The sequence below is a fragment of the Pseudarthrobacter naphthalenicus genome (assembly GCF_029076445.1).
Taxonomy (GTDB): Bacteria; Actinomycetota; Actinomycetes; order Actinomycetales; family Micrococcaceae; genus Arthrobacter; species Arthrobacter naphthalenicus.
Map to the genome: position 1 here is coordinate 82,831 of NZ_JARESG010000011.1, position 14,476 is coordinate 97,306.

The 14,476-nt window shown below is 66.8% G+C and carries 13 protein-coding genes and 1 riboswitch; of the genes, 6 read left to right on the forward strand and 7 right to left on the reverse strand.

Annotation, left to right across the window (positions count from 1 at the left end):
- Positions 1-2 precede the first annotated feature (2 nt).
- Positions 3-398: a 6-pyruvoyl trahydropterin synthase family protein gene (locus PY310_RS12430; protein ID WP_275214701.1), complete on the forward strand. Its 396-nt coding sequence runs from the start codon at positions 3-5 to the stop codon at positions 396-398.
- Entirely contained in the window at positions 365-1,468 is a 1,104-nt protein-coding gene (locus PY310_RS12435) for a glycosyltransferase family 4 protein (RefSeq protein WP_275214702.1), read from the forward strand. The genes PY310_RS12430 and PY310_RS12435 overlap by 34 nt, the downstream gene beginning before the upstream one ends.
- 88 nt (positions 1,469-1,556) lie before the next feature.
- Here PY310_RS12435 and PY310_RS12440 read toward each other — a convergent pair whose 3' ends face one another.
- Complete coding sequence (locus tag PY310_RS12440; RefSeq protein WP_275214703.1) at positions 1,557-2,063, reverse strand: nucleoside deaminase; 507 nt, start codon at positions 2,061-2,063, stop codon at positions 1,557-1,559.
- Positions 2,064-2,193: 130 nt separating this feature from the next.
- On the opposite strand from PY310_RS12440, the gene PY310_RS12445 reads away from it, so the two are divergent.
- The 3 genes from PY310_RS12445 (at position 2,194) to PY310_RS12455 (ending at position 4,006) form a co-directional block, all read left to right on the forward strand.
- Positions 2,194-2,886 (forward strand): phosphatase PAP2 family protein, encoded by a 693-nt coding sequence (locus PY310_RS12445; RefSeq protein WP_275214773.1) that lies wholly within the window; start codon positions 2,194-2,196, stop codon positions 2,884-2,886.
- Positions 2,887-2,927: 41 nt separating this feature from the next.
- Positions 2,928-3,563, forward strand: a complete 636-nt coding sequence (upp, locus tag PY310_RS12450; RefSeq protein ID WP_164202329.1) for a uracil phosphoribosyltransferase — start codon at positions 2,928-2,930, stop codon at positions 3,561-3,563.
- Between the two features lie 62 nt (positions 3,564-3,625).
- Complete coding sequence (locus PY310_RS12455; protein WP_275214706.1) at positions 3,626-4,006, forward strand: VOC family protein; 381 nt, start codon at positions 3,626-3,628, stop codon at positions 4,004-4,006.
- A 104-nt stretch (positions 4,007-4,110) separates the two neighbouring features.
- Here the strand turns inward: PY310_RS12455 and PY310_RS12460 are convergent, their stop codons facing one another.
- The 6 genes from PY310_RS12460 to PY310_RS12485 form a co-directional block, all read right to left on the reverse strand.
- Positions 4,111-4,827, reverse strand: coding sequence for an aggregation-promoting factor C-terminal-like domain-containing protein (locus PY310_RS12460; RefSeq protein ID WP_275214708.1), 717 nt, complete (start codon positions 4,825-4,827; stop codon positions 4,111-4,113).
- Between the two features lie 5 nt (positions 4,828-4,832).
- Positions 4,833-4,991, reverse strand: a riboswitch (cyclic di-AMP (ydaO/yuaA leader).
- Positions 4,992-5,147: 156 nt separating this feature from the next.
- Positions 5,148-7,250 carry an ArnT family glycosyltransferase gene (locus PY310_RS12465; RefSeq protein WP_472925633.1) on the reverse strand — a complete coding sequence of 701 codons (2,103 nt, stop codon included), beginning with the start codon at positions 7,248-7,250 and terminating at the stop codon, positions 5,148-5,150.
- Between the two features lie 12 nt (positions 7,251-7,262).
- Complete coding sequence (locus PY310_RS12470) at positions 7,263-9,431, reverse strand: glycosyltransferase family 39 protein (RefSeq protein WP_275214711.1); 2,169 nt, start codon at positions 9,429-9,431, stop codon at positions 7,263-7,265.
- Complete coding sequence (locus PY310_RS12475) at positions 9,428-10,828, reverse strand: bifunctional glycosyltransferase family 2/GtrA family protein (RefSeq protein ID WP_275214712.1); 1,401 nt, start codon at positions 10,826-10,828, stop codon at positions 9,428-9,430. Before PY310_RS12475 ends, PY310_RS12470 begins: the two co-directional genes overlap by 4 nt.
- A 111-nt stretch (positions 10,829-10,939) precedes the next feature.
- Positions 10,940-12,436: a sensor histidine kinase gene (locus tag PY310_RS12480; RefSeq protein ID WP_275214714.1), complete on the reverse strand. Its 1,497-nt coding sequence runs from the start codon at positions 12,434-12,436 to the stop codon at positions 10,940-10,942.
- Between the two features lie 11 nt (positions 12,437-12,447).
- Positions 12,448-13,188 (reverse strand): response regulator transcription factor, encoded by a 741-nt coding sequence (locus tag PY310_RS12485; RefSeq protein ID WP_275214715.1) that lies wholly within the window; start codon positions 13,186-13,188, stop codon positions 12,448-12,450.
- A 225-nt stretch (positions 13,189-13,413) separates the two neighbouring features.
- On the opposite strand from PY310_RS12485, the gene PY310_RS12490 reads away from it, so the two are divergent.
- Positions 13,414-14,280 carry a hypothetical protein gene (locus PY310_RS12490; RefSeq protein ID WP_275214716.1) on the forward strand — a complete coding sequence of 289 codons (867 nt, stop codon included), beginning with the start codon at positions 13,414-13,416 and terminating at the stop codon, positions 14,278-14,280.
- Positions 14,281-14,476 lie beyond the last annotated feature (196 nt).

The window sequence follows — 14,476 nt, forward strand, 5'->3', positions numbered from 1 at the left end:
CCGTGTTCAGCCTCACCATCCGCCGCCACTTCATGATCGCCCACAGCCTCCCGCGCGAGGTTTTCGGCCCGGCCCAGGCCCTGCACGGGGCCACTTTCGTCGCGGAGGTGACGTTCCGGCGTCGTGCTTTGAACGAGGACGCGATTGTGCTTGACATCGGAGCCGCCGGCGGCATCCTCGAAGAGGTCCTGGCAGGGCTCAACTACACCAATCTGGATGAGCACCCGGACTTTGCCGGCAAACTCAGCACCACCGAGGCGCTGGCCGAGTACATCGCCCGGACTGTTGCCGGCAGGATCAAGGACGACGCTGACGGCCGCGAGCTTGCCGGAATCGACGTCACCCTGCGTGAAAATCCTGACGCGTGGGCGTCCTACGCCCTGGACCTGTCCGCCTGACCGTGGGTGTCAGACTCCTGGTCCCCGGCAACATCCGCCACAACTCAGGCGGGAATGTCTACAACGCGCGACTCGCCGAAGGGCTTCAGAGCCTGGGCATCAGCGTTGAGGTTCTTGCTGTGGGCGGGGACTGGCCGGACGCCGGGATAACTGAACGACGGCGCCTGGGGACCCTGCTGGAAGAAGGTGAACCGGCGCCGGGGCTCACGTCAGCGGCGGTCACCGTGGTTGACGGGCTCATCGCGTGCGGTGCCCCTGACGAACTGGAAGCAGCGGCGGCTGCCGGGCACGCTGCGTGGGTCCTGCTCCACATGCCCTTTCCGGGACATGCCGAGGGAGAACGGCGCGCAATGCAGGCCGCCGCCGGCGTGATCTGCACCAGTGCGTCTGCTGCGGATCACGTCAGGAAACGGCACGGCATCACCGCAAACGTGGCACTCCCGGGCACCGATACCGCGCCGGTTGCTGCCGGTTCAGACCCGGTCCACATCATTTCGGTAGCCGCGCTGCTGCCTAACAAGTCCCAGTTACTGCTGGTGGAAGCTCTCGCTAAGCTGCATGATCTGGAATGGACTGCCTCCCTGGTGGGCACGGACGACGCCGATTCCGCCTACGCCGCGGAGGTCCGGACAGCCATAAGCTCGCACGGATTGGATGGCCGGATTCGGCTGACCGGCCAACTCGCCGGACAAGCCCTGGCGGCCGAATGGCATCGGAGCGACCTGAGCGTGCTCGTTTCCCGGGCTGAAGCGTTCGGTCTGGTGGTGTTGGAATCCCTGGCCTGCGGAATCCCGGTGATTGTTCGGGCCGGCACCGGTGCTGTGGACGCGCTGGCGATAGGCGCCGGGACGGTCCTGCCGGGAGCCGCCGTTGACCTTCCCGGCGGGGAAAGCGGTGAGGCGGAGGCGCTCGCCGCGGCGCTCGGCAGATGGCTATCGGACCCAGTAGAGCGTTCAGAGTGGCGGGCTGCTGCACTTGCTGCTCGGGATCACCTGCCAGGCTGGGAATCCGCGGCCCGTAAAGTGGCGGGTATCCTCGGCGTTGGACCGCAGGTGCGCCATCAGGCCTGACCGGGCGCGCCCGCATAACCACGCACACAGCCCTACCCCAGCGCATCGCGGCCGTCTGCGGGCTCAAAGGGGAAGGGCAACCCCGGGGCTAGAGCTTGCCGCGGTGGGCGGCGAAGAATTCCCGCAGCAGCGCCCCGCACTCGTCTTCCCTGACGCCGCCGTAGACCTCCACCCAATGATTGAGGCGGCGCTCGCGGAGGACATCGAAGACCGATCCGGCCGCGCCGGCCTTCTCATCCCAGGCACCGAAAACCACCCGGGGGATCCGGGCCAGTACTACCGCTCCCGCGCACATGGCACACGGCTCCAGCGTGACCACCAGTGTGCAGTCCGCCAGCCGCCAGCCGTCCCCGGCTCCGCCCTCAAGCTTCGACAAAGCGCGCAGTTTCCCGGCCGCCTCACGGATGGCCACCACCTCCGCGTGGGCGGTAGGGTCCCCGAGTTCCTCCCGCTGGTTCCGTCCGGAACCCAGCACGGCGCCGTCGGGTCCGAGGACAACAGCACCGATGGGCACGTCCTCCGTGGCAAGGGCGCGCCGGGCCTCGTCAAGGGCAAGGCCCATCCATTCGCTGTGTTTCTTTTCGCCCGGCGCCATGGCTCAATGATAGTTTCGAGTGATATCCGTCCTTGCCACCCACTGACGCCAGGAGGAACTCGTGGATGTTGACACATTCAGGGCCCGCGCAGGCCAATGGTTCAAACCGTACGCGGCGCTGTGGATCACCATGCTGGTGGGTGGTGTTCTGGTGGTCATCATGGCGCTGCTCGGTGCCGAGGTCTACGACAACGTGGTGGACGATGCCGGGCTGACGTCCCTGGACCGGCCTGCGCTCCAACTGGCCGAAAGCCTGCGGAACCCCGGCCTCGACGCAGCCGTGACGGCATTCACCAACATCGGCGGCGGCATCGGCATGCCCATCCTGGCCAGCATCCTGACAGCGTGGCTCACGTTCCTGAGCAGGACATGGCGCCCCATCATCCTGGTGGGCGGCGCCGCAGCCGTCTCCACGACGGCGACGACAGTGGGCAAGCGTCTGGTCGGGCGCACCCGCCCGGACCACGCTGATGCGGTCCCGCCGTATGAGACCTCGCCGTCGTTCCCCAGCGGCCACACCCTGAACACCACGGTGGTCATTGGTGTCCTGATCTACATCATGTGCCTCCAGTTTGAGATGACCTGGGCGCGAATCACCGCGATCGTCGCCGGGGTGGTCTTCATCATTGCCATGGGCCTCAGCCGGGTTTTCCTGGGGCACCACTGGATGACGGACGTCATGGCCGGCTGGTTCCTGGGCCTGGCGTGGGTGGGAATAGTGATCCTGGCCCACAGGCTTTTCCATGTATTGCGGAGACGCGAGCACGCAGGTCCGCCCCCGACGTTCGAACACCCTGCTATCCGGGACGAGCAGCGGAGCTGACTCCCGGCGGGGCCGCCCGGGCCGGATGATAGTTTTGACCCATGCGCACTCTTGTTGTTGACCACCCGCTGGTCGCCCATAAGCTCACCGTCCTGAGGGACAAAAACACCCCGTCTCCGGTTTTCCGGATGCTGACGGAAGAGCTGGTGACACTGCTCGCGTATGAGGCCACGCGCGATGTGCGCACCCAGCCCGTGACCATCGAAACGCCGGTGAGCACCACCGTGGGCACCGCCTTCACCAAGCCCACCCCGCTGGTGGTCCCCATCCTCCGCGCCGGCCTGGGCATGCTTGAGGGCATGACCAAACTGGTCCCCACTGCTGAGGTGGGTTTCCTGGGCATGGCCCGCGACGAGGAAACGCTGGACATCATCACCTACGCCGAGCGTCTGCCGGAGGACCTTACGGACCGTCAGATCTTTGTCCTGGATCCCATGCTGGCTACCGGCGGGACCCTCCGCGAAGCCATCAAGTTCCTGTTCAAGCGCGGCGCCTCCGACGTCACCTGCATTTGCCTGCTGGCCGCGCCGGAAGGCCTGGCCAAGCTGGAAGAAGAACTGGCGGATGCCAACGTGACCATCGTCCTGGCCTCCATCGACGAAAAGCTCAACGACAAGTCCTACATCGTTCCCGGGCTCGGCGATGCTGGAGACCGCCTCTACGGCATTGCCGGCTAGCTTCCGGCGCAAGAGGGCAAGAGGGCCTTCCGGTTTCAGGACCCCGCCGCTAGCCTGTGCGGATGGACTGGAAACTTGAACTTGTCTTTGTCCCTGTGTCCGACGTGGACCGTGCGAAGGATTTCTACGTCAACAAAGTCGGCTTCAACGCTGACTACGACGAGCGGCCCAGTGAGGGCATCCGTTTTGTCCAGCTGACGCCGCCCGGATCCGCCTGTTCCATCTGCATTGGCGAGGGCCTCAACGACGCCCCGCCGGGGACGGCCCCGAGCCTGCAGATGGTGGTCAGCGATATCCAGGCTGCCCACGCCCATCTCAAGAAGAACGGGGTGGATGTGAGTGACGTGGACGTGCAGGACTGGGGCCATTTTGTGTACTTCGCGGATCCCGACGGCAACAAGTGGGCCGTGCAGTACATCCCGGGCCGGGAGTCCCAGGGCTGATTCAGCTGGATTCAGCCAGGGAAATATTCAGCCAAAGAAGGCAGCAGGCCCTGAACCGGGGGATTCAGGGCCTGCTGCGGCTGTGCGGATTCCGGGGAATCGGATCAGTACCAGTTGTGTGACAAGTGGAAGTTCAATGCACCGCACGGCGACTGGTAGCGCTCCTGGATGTAGTTCAGGCCCCAGTTGATCTGTGTGCGGTAGTTGGTGAGGTAGTCCGCGCCGGCACTGGCCATCTTCTCTGCAGGCAGCGACTGGACGATGCCGTAGGCACCGCTGCTGGCGTTGGTGGCCGTGGTGGTCCAGTCGGATTCCTTGGTCCACAGCGTCTGGAGGCACTGCATTTGGTCAGCGGACCAGCCATAGCTGCCCAGCTGGCCGGCGGCGTAGGCCTGGGCTCCTGCGGGGTCATTGACTGCCACCACGGGCGCAGGCTCAGGTGCGGGCGCCGGTTCAGGTGCCGGTGCGGGTGCCGGCACGGGCTCCGGCGCAGGAGCTGGAGCCGGTGCGGGTGCAGCTGCAGGCTCGGCGGCCTGCGGGGCTACGCTGATTTCAGCCGCGGCGGCCTCCGGCGCAGATTTGGCTTGTATTTCGGCCTTTTCCATCGTCAACCGGGATTCGATGTCGGCAGCGGACAGTTTCTGCGTGTCGCTGACGGCCGTAAGGCCGCCGGACTCGGATGCTTGGCCTGCTGCGCCCAACCCGATGAGGAGCGTGAGCGCCGTCCCTATAACGGCCACACGCTGTCCCAGCGTGGGAATCCGGTTGCGGAGCCTGTTTGACCCGTCCTGCGCGCGCGTTTGTACCTTGGATTCAGACATGATTGATCGCCTCTCACACCTGCGGAGTTAGCTGTCGGGTTCGGATGAGGGCATCCGGCCACACGGAATATCACGTGCTGGCTTCACCCCAAGGGCACTAAAAGCCCGGGACTCTGGGTCCCCCGCCTCTGCCTCGGTCGAACGGAATCCGGGAAGCGGCAGAGCTTGGCGTCATCCGGATGTGCGGACCAAACGGGAACCGCACGTTATCAACGGTACCGGAGTAGGCCGCCGAAGTCACATTTTGGTAACGAGGATCACGACGTCGGCGTGTTGGCTTGCGGTGCCCGGCGCCGGAGGGGTGCCGCAACGCTACGCGGCTAACTAACCAGCGCGTAGACCGTGGTTCCGCCGATGGATTGCGCAGGGAACGTTGCCGCCACCCACTGCGCAATCTGGGATGCGGCGTCCGAGCCGCTGGTGGACCGCATCGTTCCGCCGGCAATGAAGTAGTGGATCTTGCCTTGCGCCACCAGATCCTGGAACCCGCCAAGGCTGGGGGAGGGGTCCGTTCCATTGAAGCCGCCCACGGGCATGACCGGCAGTTGCGTTGCCAACTGGTAGCCGGCCGCATTGTTGGAACCCACGACGGCGGCCGCCCAGGTATAGCGGGATGCGTCACTTCTCAGGGCGGTCACCAACTGAGCCGACGGCGAGGTGGCACCCAGAAGGCCACCCATTCCGCCGGCCTGCCGGCTGGTGCCGCCCGGTCCATTGATGTTGGCGCCGGTGCCGCTGGCGGTGCCGCCAGGCCCGTTGGGATTGGCGCCGGTGCCGCCAGGCCCATTGGGATTGGCGCCGTTCCGTAACGGGTTACCTTGGCCGGCTGCAGCAGGACCGCCTGGACGGAACCCGCCTGCGCTCGTGGCAGGTCCGGCGCTGACGATCGCGCCGCTGTGGACGGCCGCGGCCGTTGATAGCGAGAACGCCAGCGGTCCGGCAAGGGAGGCGGCGACGGCGAGGACCGCCGTCGTCCGCTGCATCACACGGAAGCTCAGGTAACGGCCGAACAACACGCCTGCTGCGCCCGCAAGCCCGGCGGCCAGGACAAACCAGCGGAGCCACGGACCGTAGGCGGAGGTGGTGCCCAAAAGGGCGAAGCCCATGCTTGCCGCAGCCGCCACGGCAGCGGCGAGCAGCAGCGCTGCGGCGGGCTGCCGCCGGTGCTGCCAGAGGAGGACGCCGCCCAGTCCGGCCAGGCCGGCGATTCCGGGCGCCAGTGCCACCGCGTAGTACGGGTGGATAATGCCCGCCATGAAACTGAAGACCAGCCCCGTGACCAGCACCCACGAGCCCCACATGATGACGGAGGCGCGGACACCATCCGTGCGAGGTGCCCGCCGGCCCACCCACAGCAGGCCGGCGGCGAGGATCAGCACGGACGGCAGCAGCCACGCAATCTGGCCGCCGAACTCACTGCTGAACATCCGCAACGGGCCCGGGACGCCCCACCCGTTGCCGCCGCCCACGCTCCCGGTTTCGTCACCGCTCAGGCGGCCCAAACCGTTGTAGCCCAGCGTGAGCTCAATGATCGAGTTGTTCTGCGAACCGCCAATGTACGGCCGCAGGTTTGCCGGCGTGAGCTCCACGGCGAGGAGCCACCACCCTGCGGCGGCCACCATGGCCGCACCCGCCGCCGCCAGGCGAAGCAGGCGCCGGCCGATTCCTTCCGGTGCCGCCACAAAGTAGGCCACGGCAAAACCGGGAAGCACCAGCAGCACCTGGAGCTGTTTGGTGAGGAAACCGAAGCCCAGGAGCACTCCGGCCAGCACCAGCCAGCGCACCTTCCCGTCCTGGATGGACCGGAGTGTCGCGTAGCCTGCGGCGGTCATGAGCAGAACAAGCAGGGCATCGGGATTGTTGAACCGGAACATCAGCGCGGCCACCGGCGTGATCGCCAGAACCACGGCGGCCAGCAGGCCCGCCCGGTGTGCCAGGAGGCTATCGGCAGCGGCCGGCCCCGCTGCCCGCCGTACTGCGAGATACAGCAGCCACGCGGTGGCAACACCCATGAGCGCTTCGGGTACCAGGACGCTCCATGAACTCAAGCCGAAGAACCGGACCGACAGGCCCATGATCCACAGCGATGCCGGAGGCTTGTCAACGGTGATGGAATTGGCGGCGTCCGAAGAGCCGAAGAACCAGGCGGTCCAGTCCTGGGAGCCCGCCTGGGCCGCCGCGGAATAAAACGCATTCGCCCAGTCCGATGCTCCCAGGTTCCAGAGGTACAGCACCGCCGTGGCCACCAGGACCGCCGCCAACTCCAGGCGCAGCCGGAGACGCCCCCGACGGGCGCCGCGTGATGGGCCGGACCGTGAATGGCCGTCCTGTGAACGGGCCGCCGGGAAACCTTCCGGCACAGGAACACCGCGCCGGCCGTCCGGTGGCCTCTGAAGCCCGCCGGCATGGCCGGGGATATCGATGGCCACGGTGGGCTACTTCGCCAACGCGTACACGGTAGAGCTGCCCACGGTCTGGGACTGGAAGTTGGCCTGAACCCAGGCTGCCACTTCGGAGTTACCGCCCCGGCCGCCCATGCCCCCGCCCATGCCACCGCCGATGCCCCCGCCTTGGATGAAGTAGCCGATCTCGCCCTTGGACACCATGTCCTGGAACTGTGCCAGCGTGGGGTAGGGGTCGCCGCCATTCCAGCCGCCCAGGGCGATGACACTGGTGTTTGTTGCCAGTTCCAGGCCGGCTGCCTGGGTAGCGCCGGAGACAATCGCTGACCACTTTGTGGTGGTGGAGGAGAGCAGGGCGGTCACCGCAGAATCCGCCGTTCCCTCGCCGCCTGGGCCGCTGGCACCGCCGCCGCCGGGGCCGTCAGCACTGCCGGGGCCGTCAGCGCCCGGCAGGCCGCCCAAAGCACCGTCGCCGGCAGCAGTGTCACCGGCAGCACCGTCGGCGGAGGAGCCGTCGCTTGAAGTGCCGGCCCCGGTGCGGCCGTCCCGGAAACCGGCTGTCCGGTTGCCGAAGCCGCCTGTTGAGGACCCCGCGGGCCCCGACGTCGGGATGGAGCCTGAGTGCGCGGAGGCGGCAGTCGCCAGGGTCCACGCCCCGGTGCCCAGGCCCCCGGCCAGAATGGAAACTACGACGACGGCGGCCGCACCGGCGTGCCGGAACCTGCCGGCGGTGCCGCGGGCGTCGAGCCGAAGGATCACCGCCGCGCCGGCAAAGACGCCGAGGACGACGATGACGATGCGCAGCCACGGGAGCCAGGACACATCGCGGCCCAGCAGCACCGCGGACCAGATGGAACTGCCCAGGATAACGACGGCCAGGACGATCCGGGCTGGCCAGTAACCCCGGCCACGCCACAGTTCCACAGATCCGATGCCTACCAGGGCTGCGATTGCCGGCGCCAGCGCCACGGAATAGTAGGGGTGGACGATGCCGCTCATAAAGCTGAAGACACCCGCCGTGACCAGAAGCCAGCCGCCCCACAGGATCAGGGCAGCACGGGTACGGGAGGTCCGAATTTCCCTCCGGGTGAACCACAGGCCGGCAGCCAGCAGGACCAGGGCAGCGGGCAACAGCCAGGCAACCTCGCCGCCGAAGCTGGTGCCGAACATCCGCAGCAGGCCGGCGGCTCCGCCGAACCCGCCGTTGCCGCCGCCCGCACCCGTCCCGCCCGGCGCACCGGCGCCGCCACCTGGCATACCCTCGCCCGAGCCGGTGATGCGGGACAAGCCGTTGTAGCCGAAGGTCAGCTCCAGGAAACTGTTGGTGGTTGAACCGGCCATGTAGGGCCGTGCCGAGGCCGGAGTCAGTTGGAAAAGTGCCACATAGCTCCCGGCCACCACGATGATGCCGCCCACTGCACCGAGAAGGTGCAGTATCCGGCGTCCCACAGTGGTGGGCGCCGCCCAGAGATATGCGAGGCCAAGGGCAGGAACAATCAGGAAACCCTGCAGCATCTTGGTGAGGAAGGCCAGGCCCACCACGGCTCCGGCGGCCGCGAGCCACTTCCACCCCGCCTGCTCAATGGCGCGGGTGGTGAAGTACGCGGCGAGGACCAGGCAAAGCGTGAGCAAGGCGTCGGGGTTGTTGAACTTGAACATCAGCGCCGCCACCGGAGTCAGCGCCAGGGCGCCCCCGGCCAGCAGGCCTGCCCCCGGTCCGGAGATGCGTTTGACGGTCAGGTAAAGGATGCCGACGGCGGCCACTCCCATGAGCGCTTCGGGCACCAGCATGCTCAGCGACGAGAAGCCGAAGATCCTTCCCGCGAGGGCAGGAATCCAGAGTGCGGCAGGGGGCTTGTCCACCGTGATCGCGTTGCCGGCATCCAGTGAACCGAACAGGAAGGCCGTCCAGTCTTTGGTTCCGGCCTGGATGGCGGCGGCGTAGAAGGAGTTGCCATATCCGGTGGCCGCGAGGTTCCACAGATACAGGACTGCCGTGGCCACCAGGAGAGCCGCAGCCGAAGGCCGGACCCAGCGGGGCTGGCTGCCGAACGCGTACCGGGTCCAGCGGGTGCCGGGACCCGGGGCCGTTCCCGAGGGAACTGCGTGCCCGGAATGTGCGCCGGCGTCCGGCACGGCAGGAGCCTCCTGCGGGGCGCCGGAAGTGGGGCCGGCGTCAGCCGGTGTGATGGTGGAGGTCATGATGCTGCCGTTTCCGTCGAAGAAGTAGTGGGGGATGTGGCCGCAGGGACTGCCGGGCCGCGGAAAACCCACAGCCGGAACAGCAGGAACCTGACTGCGGTAGCGGCAAGATTCGCGGCCACCACCGTGAGGACTTCCGCCCAACGGTCCGGCGTCGTCGTACTGTGCACCACGGCGAGTGCCCCGGAGGTGAGTAGCAGGCCGATGCCGAAGACGATCAGCCCGTCGAAATGGTGCCGCACCGGGTTCCCGCCCTGAATGCCGAAGGTGAACCGCCGGTTGGCGGCGGTGTTGGCCACCGCGGTGATGAGCAGGGCCACAAAGTTGGCCACCTGGGGGTCCAAGAACCCGCGACCCACCAGGAAGATGAACAGGTACGCCAGCGTCGAGGCGCCGCCGATGGCAGCAAACCTGACCAACTGGCGGAAAAGGCTCCCCACCCGCGTCTGCTCGGCAGTACGGGATGACGCGGGCAGCGGGCCGCGGGCCAAGGCGGCACGCAATTCCGGAACAGGGATCCGGCCGTAGACCAGATCCCGGGTCAGCCGGGCCATGCCGCGCATGTCTGCCAGGGCGGTGCGGACCACATCAACGCTGGAATCGGGGTCGTCGGTCCAGTCCACCGGGACTTCATGGACCCGAAGGCCACAACGTTCGGCGAGGACCAGGAGTTCGGTGTCGAAAAACCACGAATTGTCCAGAGTATGCGGCAGGATCTGTTGAGCGACGTCGGCCCGGATGGCCTTGAAGCCGCACTGCGCATCGCTGAACCTGGCGCCCATGAAGGAATGGAGCATGAGGTTGTAGGTCCGCGAGATGAACTCCCGTTTGGGCCCGCGGACAACCCGTGAGCTACGCGTCAGGCGCGTGCCGATGGCAAGGTCCGAATGACCCGAAATCAGTGGGGCCAGCAGGGGTGCCAGCGCGGCGAGATCGGTGGACAAGTCCACGTCCATGTACGCCAGGACCGGAGACGGCGAGGCCAGCCACACTTTCCGCAGCGCATTGCCGCGGCCCTTTTCCCCCAGATGGACCACCACAAGTTCCGGAAGCTCCCTGGCCAGGCGTTCGGCGATCTTCAGGGTTCCATCCGTGCTCGCGTTGTCAGCCACGGTAATACGGAAGCTGTGCGGAAAGGACTCGCGCAGGTGCGCGTGGAGCCGGTGCAGGCATTCCTCCAAATCGCGTTCCTCGTTGAAAACGGGGATGGTGACATCGAGGACCGGGACGGCGGTGCGGGTGTTCACAGGAGCACGCCACCCGGCGCCCCGCTGGGGCCGGGGCGGCTGTGGCTGTGGCGGCTGTGGCGGCTGCGGCCGGGATTGCCGCGGCGGGAAGCTCAGCGGCGCCACTGCAGCGTCCGGCAGGCTTCCTGAGGTGGAGTCGGTGAGCGTCATGAATCAAGACTCGCGCCGCTTTATTTGAGGCCATTAGGCGCAACCTGTGACGTGCCTGTGTAATTCAGCTTGCCGTTCAGCTTGCCGCCCGGAGTCAGTTGCCGGCCGGATTCAGGCGGAGGCAACCTTGGCTGCGGGCAACCGGACGGCGAACTCGGTCCTGCCCGGCCGTGACGTCAGTTCAACGCTCCCGCCATGCGCCTGGACAATGGACTCCACAATGGAGAGCCCCAGCCCGGACGAGCCTTCCAAGCCGGCTGAGCCCTTCAACCCGGCCCGGGCAGCGTCCACCCGTGCGAAGCGCGAGAAGATCCTGCCCTGGAACTCTCCCGGAATGCCCGGCCCGTCATCGGTGACGGTGACAACAACGCTGCCATCGGCTGACCGCATCACGCCCGTCACCACCGTGGTTCCCGCCGGCGTGTGCTTGCGCGCGTTGGACAGCAGGTTGGCGAGGACCTGGTGGAGCTGGGTGTTGTCCCCCCGCACGATGATGGGCTCAGCCGGCAGTTTCAACTGCCAGATGTGGTCCGGGGCCATCACTTTCTCGTCGCTGACGGTCTCAACCACCAGCTGGGTGAGATCCACATCGGTGGTCTCCGGGGCTTTGCCTTCATCCAGCCGGGCCAAGAGCAACAGGTCCTCCACCAGCGTGGTCATGCGCTCGGACTGGCTCTGCACCCGCCCCAGCGATTTCCTGCCGTCCTCGGTGAACGTCTCCGTCATGCGCATCAGCTCCGTGTAGCCGCGGATGGCAGTCAGCGGGGTGCGCAGCTCGTGCGAGGCATCCGCCACAAATTGGCGCACCTTCATTTCGCTCCGCTGGCGGGCTTCCAAAGCGCTGGAAACGTTGTCCAGCATAAGGTTCAGGGCGTGCCCCACACTGCCCACTTCCGTGGTGGGATGCGCAGCGGAGGCAGGTACGCGGACGGCGAGCGCCACCTCGCCGGCGTCGAGGGGCAGCTTGGAAACTTTGGTGGCGACGTCGGACAGCTGCTCCAGGGGGCGCATGGTCCGGCGGATCAAGGCTGTGCCGGCCAGTCCGATCACGAGCAGGCCGCCCAGCGACACCAGCACCATCGTGAGCACAAGCGATGCCTCGGTGCTCTGTTTGGTGCTCAGCGGCAGGCCGGTAATCACCACGTCACCGTAGGGAGTCTGAGTGGCCATGACACGGTAGTCGCCGTTGGACAGCTGGCGGTCCACCGGTACGCCGTCGCGGGGTAGCGCCTGGAGGGTGGCCACATCGGAGGACGTCAGCGGGGTGCGGGTGAAATCAGAGGACAGGAAGCCCGCTTCCCGGCTGATCTGCCCGCCCGCCACCCGCGCGTTCAGCGTCCCCACGGCCTGCCCGCGGGCATCCAGGGGGTCGGGGCGCCCGGACGGGTTGCCCTCCGGCGGCCGGCCGCGGGACGCCATGGTCAACTGTTCGTTCAGTTGCTTGGAAAGGACCACGTCCATGGAGGCGTAGCTGACCACGCCAATGGCACCTGAGATGGCCACCAGCAGTGCCATGGAGAGCAAAATGAGGCGGGTCCGGAGGTGCCAGGTCGAGGGGTTGAACCAGGACCGGCCGGACCGCCGGGGAACACCGGAAAGAGCGGACATGCGGTCCCCGGCTAATCTGCAGGCTTGATGACGTAGCCGGCGCCGCGCACCGTGTGGATCATCGGCGGGTGGTTCGCCTCGATTTTCTTGCGCAGGTAAGAGATGTACAGCTCCACGATGTTGGCCTGGCCACCGAAATCGTAATCCCACACCTGGTCCAGGATCTGGGCCTTACTGACCACGCGTTTGGGGTTCTCCATCAGGTAGCGCAGGAGTTCGAACTGGGTGGCCGTCAGCTGGACCTCTTCCCCGGCCCGGGTAACTTCCCGGGTGTCCACGTTGAGCACCAGGTCACCCACCACCAGTTCGGCGGTGTCCATGGCGGCCACCCCGGAGCGCTGGACCAGCCGGTGCAGGCGCAGCAGGACCTCTTCCATGCTGAACGGCTTGGTGACGTAGTCGTCGCCGCCGGCGGCCAGGCCCACGATGCGGTCCTGGACGTCGTCCTTGGCCGTGAGGAACAGCGCCGGTACCTCCGGCGCAAAGGTGCGGATTCTGCCCAGCAGCTCCACGCCGTCGAACCCCGGCAGCATCACATCCAGCACCAAAACGTCCGGATGGAAGTCCTTGGCCAGCTTGACGGCGGCGGGCCCGTCGGCCGCGACGGCCACGGACCAGCCTGCCATGCGCAGGCCCATGCTCATGAGCTCGGACAGGCTGGGTTCGTCGTCCACCACGAGGGCGCGGATAGGCGAGCCGTCCGGGTGCGTGAGCTGGGGAAGGTTGTTGGTCATGGAGTGCGGGGATGCCATGGGACAACTCTCTGATCTGCCGGTGTGCCGGGGCTTTGCGGTTCCTGTGTGTGTGCTGTGAGTTCCAGCGTAGTCACCTGCTTGTAGCGGCGGGATGCCGTGGCCCGGAGATCGGACCCACGTCACAGTCAGGGTTTCGTTGCGGCACAGCGTGCGCACAGCAAAGCGGCCGACGCTGTTGGGACAACCGTAGCCAGCAGTACCGACCGTCTTTGGAGAAAAGCCATGGATCAGCAAAACAATCACGCCGTCCCGGGGTCTGGAGCGGGCAACAGACAGCCGGAAAACGGGCCAGCCCCGGTGTGGGAGGGCGCGCCGCAGAAGGACGCGTCCTACCAAGAACCGGAGGGTTGGGGTACGACGCCGGCAGTCCTGGCGGGCGCGAACGCCGGGACCGGATGGGGCGCACCGAAGTCCTACTCCCCGAATGGTGCCCTGGGTTCCGGCCGGAACAGGACCTGGACGGCGAAGAAGGGCATGGTTGCAGGGGGCGTGGCGGTGGTGGTTGCTGCCGCAGCGGGCGCCGGCGCTTACGCCGCCGCGAATGGTTCCAGCGCGGCTGCGGCCGACGGCCAGGGCGCGGGTGGCCAGGGTTCAGGCGGGCAGGGTTTCGGCGCGCAGGGCCAGTTCGGGCCAGGGAGCCAAGGCGGCATGACCGGCCCCGGTGCCGGCGCCGGAATGGACGGCGGCCCTTCCGGACTGGGCATGGGAATGGCTGGGCTCAATGCCGCCATCCATTCCGAATACGTCATCCTCCAGGACTCGGGCTACGTCACCATGGCGGGCCAGGCAGGGACCGTCACCAGCGTCTCCGCGAACTCCCTCACCGTCAAAAGTGATGACGGCTTTTCCCGCACCTACGCCGTGGATTCGGATGTGCAGGTCTCCGAAGGAGTGCGGCAGCGGGGGAGCTCTGCCGGCAACACACTCGGTCTGTCGGCCGTCACCACCGGTGCCAGTGTCCGTGTTTCCGCCCTCAAGGAGTCTGATTCCTACCGGGCGGAGACCATCCAATTGACGGCCGCCGGCACGTCCATCACCCCGAACTCCGGCACATCCAGCACTCCGAGCTCGGGAGTAACTACGAATTAGGAGATCGCCCCGAACCGGGGCACTCACCAGGCTCTGGCGGTTACTGCGAACTAAGACTTTTGAACCCGCTTTGGCCCTGGCAGAACCCCTTACCGGTCAGTAGGGTCGTGCTCGTTCGGCCAAGAATGCGCGTCCTGGCGAAAAAATCAGCCGACGATTGGACAACACGCCTCAACCAGTGTGGCAATTTTACGTC

Bases quoted from the DNA above. Each gene is read 5' to 3' on its own strand.
- PY310_RS12440 (WP_275214703.1), bottom strand. From the start codon at position 2,063: ATGGCGCCGGGCGAAAAGAAACACAGCGAATGGATGGGCCTTGCCCTT.
- PY310_RS12445 (WP_275214773.1), top strand. From the start codon at position 2,194: ATGCTGGTGGGTGGTGTTCTGGTGGTCATCATGGCGCTGCTCGGTGCC.
- upp (WP_164202329.1), top strand. From the start codon at position 2,928: ATGCGCACTCTTGTTGTTGACCACCCGCTGGTCGCCCATAAGCTCACC.
- PY310_RS12455 (WP_275214706.1), top strand. From the start codon at position 3,626: ATGGACTGGAAACTTGAACTTGTCTTTGTCCCTGTGTCCGACGTGGAC.
- PY310_RS12460 (WP_275214708.1), bottom strand. From the start codon at position 4,827: ATGTCTGAATCCAAGGTACAAACGCGCGCGCAGGACGGGTCAAACAGG.
- PY310_RS12470 (WP_275214711.1), bottom strand. From the start codon at position 9,431: ATGACCTCCACCATCACACCGGCTGACGCCGGCCCCACTTCCGGCGCC.
- PY310_RS12475 (WP_275214712.1), bottom strand. From the start codon at position 10,828: ATGACGCTCACCGACTCCACCTCAGGAAGCCTGCCGGACGCTGCAGTG.
- PY310_RS12480 (WP_275214714.1), bottom strand. From the start codon at position 12,436: ATGTCCGCTCTTTCCGGTGTTCCCCGGCGGTCCGGCCGGTCCTGGTTC.
- PY310_RS12485 (WP_275214715.1), bottom strand. From the start codon at position 13,188: ATGGCATCCCCGCACTCCATGACCAACAACCTTCCCCAGCTCACGCAC.
- PY310_RS12490 (WP_275214716.1), top strand. From the start codon at position 13,414: ATGGATCAGCAAAACAATCACGCCGTCCCGGGGTCTGGAGCGGGCAAC.